Annotated in this window: 15 protein-coding genes and 1 pseudogene; 9 read left to right on the top strand and 7 right to left on the bottom strand. The window is 42.9% G+C overall.

Annotated features, from left to right (window positions below; translation table 11 throughout):
- Positions 1 to 259: 259 nt before the first annotated feature.
- From dinB to infA, 7 genes are all read left to right on the top strand, one after another.
- A complete protein-coding gene (gene dinB, locus IQ457_RS09600; protein ID WP_144296445.1) occupies positions 260 to 1,345 on the top strand; it encodes a DNA polymerase IV in 1,086 nt (361 codons plus the stop codon).
- Positions 1,346 to 1,524: 179 nt separating this feature from the next.
- Entirely contained in the window at positions 1,525 to 2,781 is a 1,257-nt protein-coding gene (gene queA / locus IQ457_RS09595) for a tRNA preQ1(34) S-adenosylmethionine ribosyltransferase-isomerase QueA (protein WP_200662983.1), read from the top strand.
- A 118-nt stretch (positions 2,782 to 2,899) separates the two neighbouring features.
- Complete coding sequence (locus IQ457_RS09590) at positions 2,900 to 4,522, top strand: type IV pilus assembly protein FimV (RefSeq protein ID WP_200662982.1); 1,623 nt, start codon at positions 2,900 to 2,902, stop codon at positions 4,520 to 4,522.
- A 57-nt stretch (positions 4,523 to 4,579) separates the two neighbouring features.
- The gene (locus IQ457_RS09585) at positions 4,580 to 6,205 is read left to right on the top strand and encodes a FimV/HubP family polar landmark protein (RefSeq protein WP_200662981.1); all 1,626 of its coding nucleotides are present in this window, start codon (positions 4,580 to 4,582) and stop codon (positions 6,203 to 6,205) included.
- 145 nt (positions 6,206 to 6,350) lie between these two features.
- Entirely contained in the window at positions 6,351 to 7,451 is a 1,101-nt protein-coding gene (locus IQ457_RS09580; RefSeq protein ID WP_200662980.1) for an asparaginase, read from the top strand.
- Between the two features lie 37 nt (positions 7,452 to 7,488).
- Complete coding sequence (truA, locus tag IQ457_RS09575) at positions 7,489 to 8,361, top strand: tRNA pseudouridine(38-40) synthase TruA (protein ID WP_242465403.1); 873 nt, start codon at positions 7,489 to 7,491, stop codon at positions 8,359 to 8,361.
- 142 nt (positions 8,362 to 8,503) lie between these two features.
- On the top strand, positions 8,504 to 8,725 hold the full coding sequence (gene infA, locus IQ457_RS09570; RefSeq protein ID WP_021814850.1) for a translation initiation factor IF-1: 222 nt from the start codon (positions 8,504 to 8,506) through the stop codon (positions 8,723 to 8,725).
- 206 nt (positions 8,726 to 8,931) lie between these two features.
- On the opposite strand, the gene IQ457_RS09565 is transcribed toward infA, so the two are convergent.
- The 5 genes from IQ457_RS09565 to leuC form a co-directional block, all read right to left on the bottom strand.
- The gene (locus tag IQ457_RS09565; RefSeq protein WP_200662979.1) at positions 8,932 to 10,035 is read right to left on the bottom strand and encodes a L,D-transpeptidase family protein; all 1,104 of its coding nucleotides are present in this window, start codon (positions 10,033 to 10,035) and stop codon (positions 8,932 to 8,934) included.
- A 411-nt stretch (positions 10,036 to 10,446) separates the two neighbouring features.
- Positions 10,447 to 11,550 (bottom strand): 3-isopropylmalate dehydrogenase, encoded by a 1,104-nt coding sequence (leuB, locus tag IQ457_RS09560; protein ID WP_200662978.1) that lies wholly within the window; start codon positions 11,548 to 11,550, stop codon positions 10,447 to 10,449.
- A gap of 172 nt (positions 11,551 to 11,722) precedes the next feature.
- Complete coding sequence (locus IQ457_RS09555; RefSeq protein WP_200662977.1) at positions 11,723 to 12,481, bottom strand: hypothetical protein; 759 nt, start codon at positions 12,479 to 12,481, stop codon at positions 11,723 to 11,725.
- Between the two features lie 157 nt (positions 12,482 to 12,638).
- Positions 12,639 to 13,289 carry a 3-isopropylmalate dehydratase small subunit gene (gene leuD / locus IQ457_RS09550; RefSeq protein ID WP_200662976.1) on the bottom strand — a complete coding sequence of 217 codons (651 nt, stop codon included), beginning with the start codon at positions 13,287 to 13,289 and terminating at the stop codon, positions 12,639 to 12,641.
- 54 nt (positions 13,290 to 13,343) lie between these two features.
- Positions 13,344 to 14,762 carry a 3-isopropylmalate dehydratase large subunit gene (leuC, locus tag IQ457_RS09545; RefSeq protein ID WP_200662975.1) on the bottom strand — a complete coding sequence of 473 codons (1,419 nt, stop codon included), beginning with the start codon at positions 14,760 to 14,762 and terminating at the stop codon, positions 13,344 to 13,346.
- Positions 14,763 to 15,142: 380 nt separating this feature from the next.
- On the opposite strand from leuC, the gene IQ457_RS09540 reads away from it, so the two are divergent.
- On the top strand, positions 15,143 to 16,015 hold the full coding sequence (locus IQ457_RS09540; RefSeq protein WP_144296455.1) for a LysR family transcriptional regulator: 873 nt from the start codon (positions 15,143 to 15,145) through the stop codon (positions 16,013 to 16,015).
- Positions 16,016 to 16,518: 503 nt separating this feature from the next.
- Positions 16,519 to 18,018: a sodium/proline symporter PutP gene (gene putP, locus IQ457_RS09535; RefSeq protein WP_144296456.1), complete on the top strand. Its 1,500-nt coding sequence runs from the start codon at positions 16,519 to 16,521 to the stop codon at positions 18,016 to 18,018.
- A gap of 90 nt (positions 18,019 to 18,108) precedes the next feature.
- On the opposite strand, the pseudogene IQ457_RS09530 reads toward putP, so the two are convergent.
- Both IQ457_RS09530 and IQ457_RS09525 read right to left on the bottom strand, forming a co-directional pair.
- Positions 18,109 to 18,309: pseudogene (locus IQ457_RS09530) on the bottom strand (surface lipoprotein assembly modifier); the annotation flags it as partial.
- A gap of 86 nt (positions 18,310 to 18,395) precedes the next feature.
- Positions 18,396 to 19,907: an outer membrane protein transport protein gene (locus IQ457_RS09525; protein WP_200662974.1), complete on the bottom strand. Its 1,512-nt coding sequence runs from the start codon at positions 19,905 to 19,907 to the stop codon at positions 18,396 to 18,398.
- Positions 19,908 to 19,991 lie beyond the last annotated feature (84 nt).

Genomic DNA, 19,991 nt, shown 5'->3' with positions numbered 1-19,991 from the left:
ATCAATTATTCTATATATGTCAACACACCCTAGTAACTCTAGTGTAAAACGTTAGCAGCAAAACTGTAACATAAGAAAGCAATATTCCCGACAGGCGGTAGGTATTTAAGGACAGGCGGTGTAAATTTATACTTTTTTACAAGATGCCCCTTATTCAAGGATAGATAAAATAATGAGCCCAAAATTAAGCTCAGTCTTTTATAATTTCTATTAGCAATAGAGGCTAAAACTCATAATAAAATCAGGTAAAATAGTGGTTATGACCGCTCTTATTCAACCTACCCCTCGTAAAATTATTCATATCGATATGGATGCTTTTTATGCCAGTGTGGAACAACGCGACTTTCCTGAACTGCGCGGCAAGCCCTTAGTCGTTGGCGGAGATCCAAATGGTCGCGGCGTGGTTGCGGCGGCAAGCTATGAGGTGCGTCAGTTTGGTGTACGCTCCGCCATGTCGTGTTATGAGGCGCGTAAACGTTGCCCAGATGTCATATTTGTGCAGCCGCGTTTTGATGTCTACCGCGCGGTCAGTCAAGATATTCGCCGTATTATGCACCGTTTAACGCCGCAAGTTGAGCCATTATCGTTAGATGAGGCCTATCTTGATGTGACAGGATTGAACGTACATCACGGCTCAGCCACGCTAATGGCAAATTGGCTACGGGCACAGATTTTAGTGCAGACGGGGCTTAATGCATCTGCAGGCGTGTCATTTAATAAAATGCTCGCCAAGATTGCCTCTGATATTAACAAACCTAATGGTACGGCAGTTATCACGCCAGCGGAGGCCGACGCCTTTATTAGCGCGTTGCCCATTGAGCGTTTTCACGGTATTGGTAAAGCGACTGCTCGGCGCTTGCATGCGATGGGTATCAGTAATGGCGCTGATCTACGACGCACGCCCGCGGCACTATTGGTCAATGAATTTGGCAAGCGCGGTCAGTTTTATCACGACATCGCTCATGGCCGTGACGAACGCCCCGTTAAATCGCAGCGTACGCACAAGTCGGTTGGCTCTGAGACGACTTTTAGGGATAATTTGAATCACGATGACGAGCTACGCAGACAAATCTATGAGCAAAATACCGATGCCTTTAATCAGTTACGCAAAAAACAGCTCATCGCCTATACCATTACCCTTAAAATAAAATACGCTGACTTTACTCAGGTTACGCGCTCACATACCTTATCTACCGCTTTTGATAGTGCCGAATCTGCCCATTACTGGCTTGATAAGTTGTTTTCAGATATTCCGCGCTTACTACCTATTAGGCTTGTCGGGGTGACGTTTTCTTCATTGATGCCTGCTACCCAAATTTTGCCACAGTTAGATTTGTTTGAATAATGGCACTTTACTTGACTTGCAAAGATAAAGATAAATTTTAAGGACTCAATAACTATTACTTAGGCTATTTAATTTATTTTCAGCTTTAATATGAACGGTAGCAGCTGAGGAAAACGTTCTTTCATATCTGCATTTCTGCTACAATTACCGCAAAATCTCCATCTACTGAAAGACTAACTATGACTGATTCTCAACCTGTAAACTTAGATACGACTTGCACCGATACTGCTGACAAAAATCTTGACAAGAGCAGCGTTAAAAACACTAATAAGATGCTAGATAAAAATGCTGAAACTTTAGAATATCTAAGTGTTGATGATTATGATTATGAACTGCCGGACAGCTTAATTGCCCGTTATCCTTTAGCGCAGCGTTCGGCGTCAAAATTACTATATTTAGCCACTAATCAGCAGAAAGATAGCGACAGTCAGATTATAGACAAACAATTCTCTGAGCTGCCCGATCTGCTAAATGCGGGCGATTTAATTGTCTTTAACGACACCAAAGTCATGAAAGCGCGCTTGTTCGGGCAAAAAGACACGGGCGGTAAGATCGAAGTGCTGATTGAGCGTTTGGTTAACATTTCAGATTTAGATAGCACAGTCTTACAGCTAGAAACGACAGATGGCAAGAGCATTGACCAAGAGCATATCGCCCTTTGTCATGTTAAAGCCAGTAAAGCACCTAAGCTTGGGCAACGGCTAGAGATTGCTGATGGTCATATGCAGGCTGTGGTCATAGGTCGTCAAGAAAACTTATTTATCTTAGCTTTTGAAGCGCTGATTTTGCCAGATTTAGAGCGTTATGGTGAGCTGCCTATTCCGCCCTACTTTGAGCGCCACGCCGATGCGACTGACAATACTCGTTATCAGACCGTTTTCCATGATCCAGCCAAACTTGCCAGCGTTGCTGCACCGACGGCCAGCTTGCATTTTGATAAATTCGTCCTAGATAAGCTGGCTGCTAAAGGCATTCATACTGCTTTTGTTACCTTGCATGTGGGGGCTGGTACGTTTGCGCCAGTCAAAACCGACAACTTACTCAATCACACCATGCATAGCGAATACGCTCATCTGCCTCAAGTTACTGCCGACCTCATCAACCAAACCCATGCTAATGGCAAACAGGTGATTGCAATAGGCACGACAGTGACGCGCGTCCTTGAGACCGCTTATCAAAAAACAGCGGTTAATGGACAAGCGCTTTCTAGCTGGGCGGGCGATACTGATATCTTTATTTATCCTGGGTTCAGATTTGGTGTGATAGATAAACTGCTTACGAATTTTCATTTGCCAAAGTCTACGTTACTCATGTTAGTGTCTGCATTTGCAGGTAAAGCCCCGATTGAACAAGCTTACCAACATGCTATTGATAACCAATATCGCTTCTTCAGCTACGGCGACGCCATGCTCCTTGATAAAAAAATAAAAGCGTAAGCGCAAACACTAAACAAACAATAAATATATTGTTTATAACGGCAGCGAAATAAACTGGTAAACTAAACGCTATTTTGTTATAACAACATAGTTAATACTTATTTTTAAAGGGCTGCATATGTCTTGTCATTTACCTCATCGCCTGACTACGATACATCGCTCAGTATCAATGGCGCTGCTTTATTCAGTCAGTTATGCCGCCCTTATATCTAACGCCCAAGCGGCTACCATGGGTAAGACTGTCATTACCTCAGCTCAGCATGAACCTTTATCAGCCAGTATTGTTGTTAATGACATTCAAACCCCTGATTTCTCCGCGAGTTTAGCTGACCCTACCCTTTATCAGCAAATGGGTTTGACTCCAACAGATTCAATGACGGTTCGTTTTCAGCCTACTTCAGCTACCAGTGGGCAGGTCTTTATTACGACCACAAAACCTGTCTCTAAACCTTTTGCTGATGTGGTTTTAGCCATTAATGATGGTGCGCAGCGTAGCGTTATCCCTAAAACATTGCTTATGCCGCTCGATGGCAGCTTGTCCATCAATCCTTCAAAAAATAGTGTGACAGCAGCAAAGAAACCTAATTTGCCTGTTATTTCTTCATCTAATGCTCAGCCACTACTAGTTACAAAAGGAGCCCCTCCACCGTTGCTTTTGGCATCTACAGAAATAGACAAGCCTACAGTACAAGGCAATAATACGGTGTATGCTACTGATCAGTCAGACACTAATCGTTTGAATAATGATGGCAATTCGAATAACAATCTTACTGCACCCATTACAAGTAATACCAGCACGAGTCCAACTGTGGCTCTGAACAGTTCTAATGCTGCGACTCCAATTAATGATGCGCCGTTTAAGTTTGACATCTTAAACATTCAGATTATCCGTCAAATACAGCCTAAAAGTGCAAATAAAGAAAGTAGTGCAAAAAACTCTGACATTATCGTTTCTACGCCTATGACGCCAATGTCAGATAACAGTCCATCAACCGCCAACACTATTGCTAATGACACCATTCCTTATAATAACAATTCCTCTAATAGTATCTCTACGCTAGGCTCTAATGCTGATATATCTAGCATAAGCCCTGATGATACTGGCTCTGAATTTAACTATACAGTACAACGCAACGATAATTTATGGGTTATTGCCCAGCAAATCGCAGAAAAAAACAATCTTGACGTTCAAACCGTGATGAGTGAGATTCAAGCGCAAAACCCGAAAGCTTTTATTAATAAAAATGCCAATCAGCTCAAGGCCGATGCGCAGTTAAGCCTACCTAAATACGATGTCGTGCCGTCGCAAAAAAAGATACAGACAGCCATCAGCGAACAAAGAAAGCATAGTAGAAAAGCAAATACGCCTGTCATCAAAAAGGATACTATTTCGAAAGCTGCATCCAAAGCACAAACTGAGAAAGCTCAAGCAGCGAAACGCAATGAGAAGCCCCCTATAAAGAAAACGCAGAAGCTACCAACCGCCCAGTTTTCTGTGCTCGCTCCTGGTCACGACGGTAGCGCCGATGGTACTAAGGCTAAGGCAGGTGTGGCAACGGGTAATGGCCTTAGTACAGACGTATTAGATATTCTTAAGTCATCAAGACAAAGTACCGCAGACCAAGCACAACGTTTATCAAAGACCAACGCTACACTTGGCAGTTATACTAGAAAACTGCAATTACAAAACCAAAAACTGGCGGAGCTACAAGCTCGTCTCGAAAAATTACGCAATCAATAATTACCTAGCCGATCAGTGCCGTATGCTGCAACCATGATCGTAGGTATAGGAGTAACTATGGACAATATGCTATATATTATCGCTGGATTGGTATGTATTGTACTAATAGCAGTCTTGGTCATGCGCAAAAACAAAGCGCAAAAACCACCAGCACAGTCAAGCATAAAAGCAGACAGAACAGCGACTTTACCAAAACATACCGCTATCAAAGGTGCCGCTACTCAAGCTAATGTCAATAGTGATAAGCGATTTGATCATATTGAGATAGCACAGCGTTTTATGGAGCAACAGCGCTATGATAAAGCTATTGATACCTTAAAACGCGGTCTCGCTGAAAAGCCAAATGATAGCCAGCTAACTCTAAAGCTTCTAGCAGTATACGCAACGATAGATGAGTCTGATAACTTTAATAAAGTCTATGATTCCATTAAAACGCATGGTGATGCCAAAAGCATCGCTCAGGCTGATGACTTAAAAGCATTGCTGACTGAAGAACAAAACCAAGCAGCCGAACGTGCGTTGCCAGCTGATAACAATCAAGACGCTGGCTTTGAAAGTATCGATTTTGATTTGCCAGCGAACAAAATTGAGAATAACGAGCCAACTATTGATCCTAGTCTTAATGAACAAGCGGTCACTCATAACGAATATAAAAATGATTTAGCCGCTAGCTCAGATAGCACGTTAGAAACTTCTAATGATTTCAATGATAGCCAGCAAGATTTTGCCCTCAGTTTAGACGACTTAGAACAAGATATTGATGAGCCAGCTGCTACTAGTGCCGCACCTGTCATTGAGCTAGATATTGCCGATGTAGAAAGCTTATCAACGTCGACGGTCAGCGGCACAAATGACAACAAGAGCAATAGTGAGCTGGATTTTGACTTCGACTTAGCAGAACAGGATAATACTGCGTCAGAAACCAATGCGTCTTTGTCTAAAGATAATTTAAACAACGCTGATGATGAAGATTTTGTCTTAGATTTAGCAGACTTAGAGCTAGATACGAGCGAAACTAATGTGAGTCTTAATGATGAGCCTATGACAGACGTCAGCTCATTAGAAGATGATCTTGCTTTATCGCTTGATATTATAGATGATAATAACGACACACCTGTTGAAACAGAAACATTATCAAATGAAACTTCAACCGTTATTGATGATAGCTTGAATGATTTTGAATTCGACAACTTTGTTCTTGAGGACCATCCATCAGAGAATAACAGTGCTTTGGAAAGCAATAGCATCAACGAGCTTAGTTTCGCAGATGTGGATACGGCAGACAATCAAACAAATGAGACAATAGCTTCTAGTAACGCGCCAACTACTGACAGGTTCGATGACAATACTTTAATCGATGATGATTTTGACTTCGACTCTTTAGCAAGCGCTCCAACAGCGACGACGCCTGTTGACGTTGCAAGCGAAATTGAAAACAATGTTCCAAGTGAATTTACGGCTGATACTGAAGTTGAAGCCACAGAGGACTTTTCATCACGTTTTGCTGCGGACTTTGATTTTGTTAAAACCTTAGATAGCAATCAAGTTACCTTAGACTTAGCCAGTCAGTATGTACAACTGGGTGAATATGATAGCGCCAAACGTTTACTGACTGAGGTCATTAACCAAGGTAATAGCGAGCAGCAGAGCCAAGCGCAAGCACTACTAGATCGCACTGCATAAAAAGTAGCGTTTTCTTTCATCAGCAAGTATTCTATTAGCATAAGAATACTTGCTGATTTTTTTTGTAGTTAGCTTTTCTACTATTTAACGTGCTAAATTACTCGTATCATCGCCTTTTCCACCACTCCTTGATTGTAACCATACTATGCCCTCTTCCGCTATGATAAAAACACTCTCCACACCTACTCAACTCATTTACGCTGGCGGCACTTTTGGCAGTTATGGACGTCCATTAGCGCCATTATCAGCAGACGTTTTTTTGCCAACGCTGCAACAATTATTGGCTGAACATAATGCAGCTACGCACCTAGCGCCCGTATCCTGGCTGGAAAACGGTCTGATTAAAGACAGCAGCCAACTTACTCCTAACGATTTTATTCATTTTTATCAGCTGTTGTTATCGGCTTATGCACAAGGCCATAAACGCTTTGTTTTAATTACTGGTACAGATACCTTGAGTTATTTAGGGGCTTTTTTGGCTGAGGCTTTTGCTGGCAGCGATATTTGCGTTGTCGTTACGGGTAGCATGCGCCCCTTACTCGATAGTGAAGTGCTGGATGCTTATACGATTGATACCCATAGCGACGCTTGGGACAACCTCACTGACGCATTAAAACTGGCGGCAGCTGGTGAGTCAGGTGTGAAGATTAGCTTTGGCGGCGAATCATGGCCTGCACAAACCGTGCAAAAAATTCATAGCCATGACTTTATGGCGTTTACCGGTCACTCACGAGCGGCATATCCGGCCAATAGTTATATCAAAAACTTACCAGATACCCGCCGCCAGCATTGGCTAGATGATCAGCAAGCACTGGTCAGCACTATCGAAGCTCGGGCGGAGCAAGCATGCGTTCACGCTTTATATTGTTTGCCAAATGATACGGACGTTTTAAACAATCAGTTGCGTGCCTTATTATCACAGCCGCCTTGTGGCATTATTTTATTAGGTTTTGGCGCTGGTAATGTACCTTACTCGCCAGCTTTAGCAGAAACATTGCAACTGGCTTATAAAAAAGGTCACATGCTGATATGTGCCAGTCAATGCCCGTTTGGCGGCGTTAGTGACACTTATGCGGCGGGCAGTTGGCAATACGATTATCATGTGATTGCCGGTGGCCGCTTAACCATTCCCGCAATTTATGCGCGCTTGCTATGGCTATTGCTGCGTTATGATACTCCGGCCAGACGGCGTCAACGTTGGTTAAATAATGTCAATCAGGCCGGTACTACTATCAAAAAACGCTAAATAACTATTCACTGTTTATCACTCTATAAGCTTTAACATGACAATACCTGAGATCGAAAACATCAAAAATGACAACATTAAAACTCAAACCGCAACTGAAAACCAAGCAACTTACACCTTAGCCATTGCCATCGAGTTTTTAGGTACAAATTATCATGGTTGGCAACGACAACGAGAAGTACTTGGCGTCCAAGAAGCGTTAGAAACCGCTATCAGTAAGGTCGCCAATGAGCCAGTAGAAGTGGTAGCAGCGGGGCGTACGGATTCAAGCGTCCATGCCAGCAACATGATTGCGCATTTTGTCACTCATGCTTATCGTCCTACCCATAACTGGCTACGTGGCATCAATAGCTTATTACCGGATGATATTGCTCTACGTTGGGTTCAACCGATGCCCGCTGACTTTCATGCGCGCTTTGGCGCTATTGCCCGCCGTTATCGCTATATCACCCTCAATCAAGCCCAGCGCCCTGCTATTTTAAATCATCAAGTGACTCACATTTATGAGCCGCTGGATTTGGCCGCGATGCAATTAGCGGCGGCTGATATTGCCGGTACTCATGATTTTAGTAGCTACCGCGCTGCCGCTTGTCAATCTAATCAGCCTATTCGCCATATCAGTCACGCCAGACTATTTGCGCATGGGCAGTTTATCGTTTTTGATATCCAAGCAGATGGATTTTTACATCATATGGTGCGCAATCTGATGGGCACCCTCTACGCTATCGGCCGACATGAGTTGCCGCCAGCCGCCTTTTTAGATATTTTAGCCAAAAAAGACCGTAGCATTGCTCCGCCGACCGCTTCTGGTGACGGCCTGTATTTTATCAATGCCTACTATCCTGAACGCTTTCAACAGTTATTGCCACACGCGCCTTTGACGCCTGTTTGGCTTAACCTGCCTGATTAAATATTAAGCGGGCATCGTTAATACAAACAGACATACATATCACTTACAAGCTGTCAAGTAAAAATCAGGTTCTGTATTGCTTTAATCCGCTAACTTGCGTATAATATGGTCTTATTTTTAATTGATTGATAGATAAAAAATTATGGCAAAAGACGATATTATTGAATTTGAAGGCGAAGTCATCGACACCCTTCCAAATACGTTATTTAAAGTTCGCCTAGAAAACGGACACGAAATCATTGCGCACATTTCAGGTAAGATGCGTAAACACTATATTCGCATTTTAACTGGCGATAAAGTTAAGGTTGAGATGACGCCTTACGACCTGTCAAAAGGTCGCATTACTTACCGTGGTAAAAACTAAATTTTTATTGCCTAAAATGGTTATAACAGCATTGATATCAATGTTTGAGTGGTTTAACTGATAATAATAATGATATTGCTAACCTACTCATTATTACCTAGCGAATTTTAGTGTTCTAATATCAGTTTTTTGCTTTTACCATAAAAAATACCGCTATTGTAGCGGTATTTTTTTGTCTGCGTTTTATGAAATAATTAAACGTTGAGTTATTTGAACTCGACAGTGGCATCGTTCTTGATAACACCTAATAGGCTCAGTGCATCCCAGTTAGTGAGGCGAACACAACCTGCTGATGCCTGACGACTGATACGTTCAGGATCGGGTGATCCATGAATGCCATACGATGGTTTGCTAAGGCCAATCCATACCACACCAACGGGATTGTTAGGGCCTGGCGGGATAATAGATTTTTTGCCATTATCGCTAGTATAGGTGTAATTTGGCTCGTGAATTTTGACTTTGACTTTATGCGTACCCGTTGGCGAAGGTGTTGCTGTGCTACCTACTGTGGTTGGATAGCTGGCAACCAGATTGTCACTGTCATCGTATGCATATAGGGTTTGCGTGTCTTTATCAGCGACCACTCGGCTCACTGGTGTTGTATTAGGGTTTCCTGGGTTATAGACAATGATGGTTTCGCCACTTTTAAAGCTGGCATTTGGGTTAAGCGATTTGAGATAATCACGACTGATATGAAATTTTTCGCCCAAGGCTTCAAGGACGCTTTCATAATACATACCATCTAGCTTGGCTTTGGCTTCAGCACTAGCAGGAATTTGGGTAGTTTTGACATTCACATCAGCATCTGTCAGCTGATAACTGACCAATACAGGCTGTGTCGTTAGTTTTTCATTTTTAGTCAATGCTTGCCAAGTCTCGTTATTTAAATTATCAGTTACCGTCAAGCCATTGGCTTTTTGAAACGCTTGCATGGCTTTGATGGTGTTCTTACCCCAATAGCCATCGACAGAGCCTACGCCATTTTGGTTCCAGTTTAATAGAGCTTGCAGCTTGGTAGTAGTATCACGATCTCTCTTCATTCCTTGTTTCCAAGTAGCACTATTTACCTTTTGCGCCTGCACTGGCAGATTTTCAGTTGTATATTTAATCGTTGGTAAGTACTTATTTAATGACGTCGCTGCTTTACTATTACTGGCAACTTTTTGACTGACGCCGTTGGTTACTGGGCTAACATCTTTAATATTGTCAGTTTTAGTATGGTCAGTGGCAGCAAAGCTTGGACTCATCACCAAAGCCGCCGATAAACCCAATGCTGTTAATGCGCTAGTAATTTTCGTTAATTGATACATGTAAAACTCCTAGAATTATTATTGATGTTATTTTTATTAGAATTTAATGAGAAATTGACTATCAAGACCCTTTGTTTATAAATATTTTATTTAGGGCTTAATGGTTTTTAAATTATTACGATATCAGACAAAAATAGTGCAGATAAACAATAACTACTTTAATGAGCTATTTATATTGACAGATTGGTGTGTGAGGATATAACAGCTTTATGTTAATTAAACCTATGTCCTGCGGTAGCTGTGTTAAAAAAAGGCTTTTTTTGCGACTATCTGGGTAAGTCTGTTACGGTACATAAATGAGCCATATAGACATAAAAAAACCCATAAATTGCTCAGCAACTTATGGGTATAAAATGAACGAGATTAAACTGTAAAAACTACCTTAAAATGGTCTACATTAGATTAGCTGACTTATACCAGTTTAGCCAATACCGCTTGCCCCATCTCTTGACAGCCCACTTGTTTAAGCCCCGTCTCACTACGATCGAGAATATCAACGGTACGTAAGCCATCGTCAAGCACTTCACTGACCGCTTGCTCGATCGCCTGCGCCGCGGTTTCTTGTTTAAAGGTATACCGCAGCATCATCGCCACCGATAAAATGGTCGCCAATGGATTGGCTTTATCTTGACCGGCGATATCAGGCGCTGAACCGTGGCAAGGCTCATACATCCCTTTGCCCGCCTCATCTAGACTCGCCGATGGTAGCATGCCGATAGAGCCGGTCAGCATCGCCGCTTCATCAGATAAAATATCACCAAACATGTTGCCCGTGACCATGACATCAAACTGTTTAGGGTCTTTGATCAGCTGCATACAAGCATTGTCCGCATACATATGCGATAACGCTACGTCATCATAATCCGCTTGCTGCATCTCAATCATCGTCTGCTTCCACAGCTCGGTGACTTCTAAGACATTGGCTTTATCGATTGAGCAAACCTTGGCGGGCGTACCGGCTGCTTGTGCGCGGGTTTTTGCCAACTCAAAAGCAACTCTACCGATACGTTGAATTTCACTGGTGCTATAAACCATGGTGTTATAGCCTTGCTGCTCGCCATTTTCTAGGGTACGAATACCGCGCGGCTCGCCAAAATAAATACCGCCAGTCAATTCACGAACGATTAACAAGTCCAAACCTGAGATAATTTCAGGCTTGATGCTTGAAGCATTAGCAAGCTGCGGATAAAGTTTTGCCACACGCAGATTGGCAAACAAACCAAGCTCGCTACGAATTTTCAGCAGACCACGTTCAGGACGTTTGCTACGTTCGATAGCATCCCACTTAGGACCGCCAACCGCACCCAATAACACGGCATCCGCTACGCGCGCCCGTTGGAGCGTTTCTTCTGGTAACGGTTCACCCGTTGCATCAACCGCCACACCGCCAATTAATCCAGATTCTAGGGTCAAACCTAAAGCGAACTTATCATTGACAGCATTTAGCACATCAATGGCTTGAGTCATGATTTCAGGGCCGATGCCATCGCCTGCTAATGTTAAAATCGTTGCCATACTAATCCTTGTGGGTAAATGGGGAAGTAAGTTGTTGTTTATGGTATTGCTAGCTTATGGTATTGCTAGCAGGCTTACATAGCCTATTAAAAAACGACTTCTTGGGCAATGCGCTGCGCAAGAAGTCAGGGTCTATCGTCGATAGTTAGTACCGTTTTCTATTCAATTTTATCTAGCCTGCTTTGGTTTTCACTTTATTTTTCGCTGCTGATGGCGTTTGAGCAGGCGCAACTTTAACCACACGCGTTTCTACAAACTCTCCTTGGTGCTCAGCCCCCATCTCTTTACAAAAACGGCGCTTTACGCTGTTGCCTTGATAAAGATCGACACACAATGGCTCTGGAGAAGCCGTTTCTAACAAGCTACCTGAATTTGCGCCAGATTTTTTTTGGTAAGCACGCAGCTGATACGTACCTTCTTCCATAAAGTCGTGAATCATCGCAAAACGCTCGACGTAGCCCAAATTATTTTCTGGATAAAAATTAATCTGCACTTCGCGCTTCGCAGGTGTGACTCGCGCATAATAATTGGTAAGCCCAGGCATAGCAGACGCGGATAAGGGGACAATTTTAATGGCGTTTTTATGGCTCAGCGGCGTCATATCCATCGCAATGGGCGCGGAGACCTGCTTATTGCCCGCCCGACTTTTGCCATTTGCCTCTTGTGTCTTGACTAGCATAGTGGGATTGATCGGCTCATGAGTCTCACTGCTTATAATGCGTGTCTGATCAATGCGCGCTATTTCACAATGATACGTTCCCACGCAGGCGATATTTACTTCACCAGCGACGGGTTTTATTTTGCCTGTCCACGCTTTGGCATTCTCTGCCGAGTCTATCTGCTGATAACCCGTCAACAATTGACAGCCAGATAATAATAAGCTTGCGGCAAGAGCCGTGCCTGTCCATACAGCAAAACGTGTTTTATTCATAATGGCGTCTACTATTTATAAGGAAGAAAATACAATAAGGTAAAAAATAGATTGCCATTCATTTTAGCCACTTAATGCCCATAACTCAACGCTGTATTAGCGCTGAGCTCTTTTTTATGTCGATTAAAATGTTTGAATGAAGCGTTTTTATCAAAGACTAAGCTCTAACCTCATTGAATATCCAAGGTGTTTTTTGCATCATCTTATGCTCATATTCTTTGATGGCATCGCTTTGTTGCAAAGTCAGTCCGATATCATCAAGACCATTGAGCAAACAATGCTTACGAAACTCATCAACCTCAAAAGCGTACTCTTGACCGCTTGGGGTGATGACCACTTGGCGCTCAAGATCGGCGGTTAATTCATAGCCTTCATTGGCAAGCGTCGCTTTCATCAAAGTATCAACGATGACTTCATCTAGCACGATGGGCAACATCCCGTTTTTAAAGCAGTTATTATAAAAAATATCGGCAAAACTTGGCGCAATAATCGTACGAAAGCCATATTCTGAAAGTGCCCAAGGCGCATGCTCACGGCTTGAGCCACAGCCAAAGTTTCTGCGTGCCAGCAATATGGTAGCGCCTTGATAACGCGGCTGATTTAGAACGAAATCTGGATTAATCACGCGAGTGCTACTGTCTTGACCCGGATAGCCTTCATCAAGATAACGCCAGTCGTCAAATAGATTGACGCCAAAACCGGTACGCTTAATGGATTTTAAAAACTGTTTGGCGATAATTTGGTCGGTATCGACGTTTGCGCGATCGAGCGGACAAACGATACCCGTTTGGGTGTTATAAGCTTGCATAAGTTTTCCTATCAAATATATTTATTATTGATAAATAAAGCACAAAATCAAAAGTTAAAACGTACGCACATCGACAAAGTGACCCGCTAATGCTGCTGCTGCTGCCATCGCTGGGCTGACCAAATGCGTACGACCGCCATTGCCCTGACGACCCTCAAAGTTACGGTTAGAGGTTGAGGCGCAATGCTCCCCTGGCTCTAGCTTATCGGCATTCATTGCCAAACACATCGAACAACCCGGCTCGCGCCATTCAAATCCAGCATCCGTGAACAAAGCATCCAAACCTTCTGCTTCTGCCTGCAATTTCACTTGCCCAGAACCTGCTACCACGATCGCTTCTTTAATATTATCGGCAACTTTCCGGCCTTTAATCACCGCTGCGGCATCACGTAAATCCTCGATACGTGAGTTAGTACATGAACCAATAAAAATACGATCAAGCTGGATATCAGTAATTTTTTGCCCAGCGTCTAAACCCATATAAGTATAAGCGCGTAACCAGCCTTCTTCTTGTGCTTCATCAACTGCTTGGTCAGGCGTTGGCACCGACTGGGTAATATCTACGACCATCTCAGGTGAGGTACCCCAAGATACTTGCGGCGCTATCTCGCTACCATCAATCTCAATCACGCTATCAAATACCGCATCATCATCTGAATACAGAGTGCGCCAATAAGCTTCGGCTTGCTCCCACTGCTCCTCGGTTGGCGCATAAGGACGACCTTTGACATACTCAATCGTCGTATCATCGACAGCAACCATGCCGACGCGTGCACCCGCTTCAATCGCCATATTACAGACGGTCATACGACCTTCCATGCTCATGTCTTCAAATACTTGCCCTGCAAACTCAATGGCGTACCCTGTCCCGCCTGCGGTGCCAATTTTGGCAATGATAGCAAGTACCACATCTTTTGAGGTCACGCCAGCGCCAAGCTTACCAGTGACTCGGATTTGCATGTTTTTTGATTTCTTTTGAATCAAACACTGAGTGGCTAGTACATGCTCAACTTCTGAGGTTCCGATACCATGCGCTAAGCAGCCAAGAGCGCCATGGGTAGCGGTATGCGAATCACCGCAAACCACCGTCATACCAGGCAAGACCAAGCCTTGTTCAGGACCGACTACGTGCAAGATACCTTGACGCGCATCATTAATGGTAAATTCAGCAATATCAAACTTGCTACAGTTTTCATCCAAGGTCAGCACTTGCAGACGCGATACTTTGTCTTTAATACCAGACATACCCTCTAAGCGCTCTTTGGTCACTGTTGGCACGTTGTGGTCCGGGCTTGCGATATTAGCCGACAGACGCCACGGCTCCCGATTGGCAAGCTCTAAACCTTCAAAGGCTTGCGGACTTGTCACTTCGTGCAGCAAATGGCGGTCGATATAAATTAGGCTCGAACCATCGTCACGCTTGGTGACTTCGTGAGCATTCCAAAGTTTGTCATATAACGTTTGACCGGCCATGTTGCTATCCTTTTATTTACTAATGACTAAATGGCTCATTACTTTATTAATGAAAGTATGACTTAATCTATTTGCTGGCGCACTTTAAGTTGCTGTTTACATCTAATATTTAATTAACCAGATATTTTATAAAGACAAATATTTTATAATAATGACTATTTATGATGCTAAACGCCTGGTAAAACAAGTAATACGCCGTCAAAAATGCGCTTAACAGAATAAATATGTCACAATACGTCTTGATGTCTTGTGATTATAGCAGGCTAATCCTATAATAATAATTGATGATTTTTACATAGTCACAAACTTTTATTTCTAATTCATTTTGATTAGGTCAGCCAACTTTTAATTATAGCTCGCTACTAGCTAAGGACATCGGTGTGAATACCACAAATTTGACGACATTCGTCACGGTTATGCAAACAGGCAGCATTTCAGGTGCCGCAGAAAAGCTGTTTATCACTCAGCCTGCGGTCAGTAAACGTATTAAAAACTTAGAAGACGAATTTAACATCACCCTATTTGATACAGTCGGGCGCGGTATTGTACCGACGCAAGCGGCTAGTGAGATGTTACCTCATGCCAAACGCTGGCTTGAAGATTATGAAAACTTTAAAATCAATCTCCAGCATTCGCAGCATATTGTCTCGGGCAAACTCGTTATCGGCACCAGCCACCATATTGGCTTGCACCATCTAGCCCCTGTGCTCAAGCATTTTATCCAAGCCTATCCTGCAGTGCAGCTAGAAGTGCATTTTGTCGATTCAGAAACGGCTCATAAAGCCGTGCTCGATGGCGATTTGTCACTCGCATTTTTAACCTTGCCGCCCGTCTATGATAAACGCTTAACCTATCATACCTTGTGGTCAGATCCGCTTTACTTTATGACCGGTACGTTATCGCCTTTGGCGACCAAGTCCAATGTGACGCTCGAGCAATTGGCGCGCTACCCTGCTATCTTACCGTCTGCCAATACTTTTACTAGCCAAATCACCTTAGCGGAATTTGCCAAGCATAATTTAAAACCTTATGCCACTATGAGCACTAATCCTTTAGAATCAATCCGCATGCTGGTTTCTGTCGGTCTTGGTTGGTCAGTATTGCCGCAAACTATGGTCAGTCAGGATTTGGAACGTATCGATATGGCCGATAATATCGAATTACAGCGTTATTTGGGCGTGGTCATTAATCCAAAACTCACCCAATCTAGTAGCGTAACGGCTTTACTAGATTTGCTTGCGCCAATTGACTAAAGCTTTGGCAAGCGATTATATATTATTCGCTAATCAAGATATTTATTTGATAAATAGGCGCGTTCGCATTTGTGTGACTCATACGTTATAATACGTCTGACGTTGTTTAAATAACATAATTTTACCTGAAACTCACTGATAATCATATATTGAAGACTTCTAGTAATATATGATAGTAAGCAGTAGGTTTGATGGTTTTAAATGATTGGTTATATAAGCGGCTGATATTTATAAACGATGATTTGATGCAAGTGAGAAGATAAGATTGCGTTACAAGTTTGCCGTTTGCATTTCATCATAACTTTGTAGGTATCAACCCACAACCACACCAATCATATAAAACTAACAGCAGATTTTGAACAAAAGCCATTATGTCCTACTTAATGGCTTTTTTCGTCTTTAGATTATGTTCTTAAAATATTGTTTTGAGCAGCGTCTTATCAGACTCAATTTTTCTCGTTAAAAATAATGACAGCTAACTATGTTGGTTAAGGACAGTTTATATGAACGGAGTTTCTAGTGGCGTGCTGATATCACTTGGCGCCTATTTCTTAGTGATGATTGGGATTGGTGTTTATGCTTATTTTAAGCAAGCCAATGATACTGAAGGCTATATGCTGGGTGGACGTAGCCTAGGTCCTGCAGTCACCGCCTTATCAGCAGGTGCATCGGATATGTCGGGTTGGTTGCTCCTTGGGTTGCCCGGTGCGATGTACGCTGACGGTGTGGTCAGCGCTTGGATTGCCATTGGTTTGACCTTGGGTGCTTTTTTAAACTATATCATCGTGGCACCGCGTCTTCGCGTTTATACCGAAGTCGCTGACAACGCCATCACTTTACCTGATTATTTCGCTAACCGCTTTGAGGACAAATCACATTTACTGCGGGTTATCTCAGCCGTGGTTATTATCTTATTCTTTACCGTCTATACCGCCGCAAGCTTGGTCGGTGGCGGTAAGCTCTTTGAAAGCTCGCTCAACCTTTCTTACAGTACAGGTCTGTGGGTGACCGCTGGCGTCGTCGTCGCTTACACGCTATTTGGTGGTTTCCTAGCCGTATCAATGACCGACTTTGTGCAAGGTATTATCATGCTCTTTGCCATGGTGATTGTCCCTATCGTTGCTTTGACTGACCTTGGTGGCGTAAGCGCAACGACCAATGCTATCAGAGCCATCGATCCAAGCATGCTCGATATCACGAGTGGCATGACAGCTTTAGGTATTATCTCCTTACTCGCTTGGGGCCTTGGTTATTTTGGTCAGCCGCATATTATCGTACGTTTTATGGCGATTCGTTCAGTGAAAGATGTGCCAACAGCACGTAATATCGGTATGAGCTGGATGATTATCAGCCTGATCGGTGCTTGTGTTACGGGTATCGCGGGCCGCGCCTATGTGCAAAAAACGGCGATGACGCTAGATGACCCTGAAACCATCTTTTTGGTATTCACGCAATTTTTGTTCCACCCACTTGTTTCAGGTTTCTTATTAGCGGCCATTTTAGCCGCAATTATGAGTACCATATCATCACAACTACTCGTGGTATCAAGCTCATTGACCAAAGACGTCTATAAGCTTTTCTTTGATAGAGACGCTCCAGAAGCGCGTCAAGTATTGGTCGGACGTATCTCAGTTATTGTGGTGGCCGTTGTCGCTATTTTGCTGGCGTCTAATCCAGAAAGCTCGGTATTGAACTTAGTTTCTAATGCTTGGGCAGGATTTGGTGCCGCATTCGGGCCTTTGGTTATTTTCAGTCTGACATGGCGCGGCATGAACCGCAATGGCGCGGTCGCCGGTATGGTGGTTGGTGCATTGACCGTTATCCTGTGGGTCTATGGCCCGTTCGAGATGAATGGAGTGGCACTAAACAGTTGGTTATACGCTATCGTTCCAGGCTTTATCTTGAGTACCATCGCTATCTTTGCTGTCAGTATCATGACTGGTGGTCCAAGACCGTCAGTATCTGCTAAGTATAAAGAGATGGAAATGAACTTAGATAAGTAAGCTCTTTTTATTCATTATACAATAATGAAAACCCTCACCAATTTGGTGAGGGTTTTCTTATTATGAGCGATAGGACTTGGATACATAGTATTAAAAGCTTTTGGTTAATAATACTGTCGCCGATTTTTCATCACGATCATCGTAATAACCAAAATTACTTGATGTTGTTTCATAATCGAATACCAATCGTGGTGTAAGTCCTAGTAAAGTAAAGTCGCGTTTCCAAAATTGTAAACCTAATGAGGTGGTTTTGTCTTTTCTTCTTTCATTGCATCGATGGCCTTTAAAGTTATCATAATGTCTAGTCTGTTAATCGACAAAAAAGCGATCTTAAAGATCGCTTTTTTTAATATAGTAACTGAATTTATAACGATAGTTTATTTACCTTGGTAAGATAACTTCATTCCGAGGATATAGCCATCATTGTCTTGGAAATCACCAACGATTTGTTGAGTTGGTAATTTGCCTTTAGCATCACCAAACCACAGGTACTTACCACCTACTGATACTGCCCATTCAGGGGTAACGTTGTATTTAGCACCCAAACCGACACTATAGTAACCGTCAATAGGACCTAGTGATGTTGTCGGATCACCTGAACCACTATCCCAACCAACAGTACCACTAACGGCTAAAGCTGGTGCTAAACGCTTAGCAAGACCAAGTTCTACTTGCCACTGATCATCATCATAATCTACCAATGGAAGACCAACATCATCACCAGTCGCGCGCTTACTTATTTGATTGTATAACGGCGGAACAATTGCAAAGTCACTCCATGGTACCCAGCGTACTTTTGCGGTAGCTAAAGTTGTTGGATTAATGCCCGTTTGAAAATCAAAGTTGACTGATTTTGGGGTAGTTATTTCCATCTCATTTGTTTGAGTTGCTGCAGCTGGATTACCTGCTAAAAGACCTGCTAATGGATATGTTTCAGTGATATCCATTTTATGGTCAATTTCTGAACGATAAGTCAGTGCAGCTTTTAAAGCGATTTCAGGCTTACTATAAGATACACCTGCTAGCCAACCATAATCCATATCAGGGTTACTATTTGAAGTATAACCAGTAGCAAGGTCATAAGCGCTACCACGTAATCTCGTCTGAGCTTCGATACGCTGAGCGACTGGACCACCATAGATTTGGAACTCTTTATTCGCACCGAATTTTGCGCCTAAAATAGCCGTAATACTTTCACTACGTACTTCAACATTAGTCCCTTCAGTATTAGCAAGCTGGCCAGCGGCATAACCATTGAGGCCTACTAAGGGAGCTACTTGTGCTTCGCCGGCAGCAATTTGTGCCTTTCCAGCTACGATTTGTGGACGTAAAGTAGATTCAAGTGCCGGATTTGCTGCAATTGCCGCTTCACCTTGTCTAACTTGTTCTCTACCTGCTGCTAGTTGTTGCTGTACCCCTTTAACATAAGCATCAAGTCCTGCAGCACTGGTAATTGTTTGCCCTGGAACTTTTCCATCTAACTGTTGTGCAATAAGACCATCAATTGCTGCAGTTGGCGCACCTGTAAAGTTATTATCTCCAGTATAGGCAGCAGCAGCGCCAAATGGCTCATCATATAAAATACCAACACTAAAAGTGTCATTAATATCTGTTTTTACACCATAACGGAAAAAATCGTAAGATTCAGCGATATCGCCAGTCTTGTTACCTTTTACATAAGCGGTATCACTAGTCCCGACGTAAGCATTATCATTACCAGTGACGTCAGCATCAATATAGGTATAGACTGCTTCGGCGTAGGTGCCATCTTGTAGGAATGCTGTAATATCTTGACCAGAGCGATCAAGACCTGCAGCATTAGTCATACTAGCTACAGAAAGAGTAGCAATTGCTACGGCAAGAGTTTTTAAATGAAAAGTAGCGCGCATTGGGTATCTCCAAACATCCTCATTGTTAAATCATTCCCATAACTGATATTCGGCATTGTTGCTTAAAATATAAGATTATGTAAA

It is taken from the genome of Psychrobacter sp. M9-54-1, assembly GCF_016613355.1.
Taxonomy (GTDB): Bacteria; Pseudomonadota; Gammaproteobacteria; order Pseudomonadales; family Moraxellaceae; genus Psychrobacter; species Psychrobacter faecalis.
This window is presented reverse-complemented; position numbering and strand designations above follow the sequence as displayed.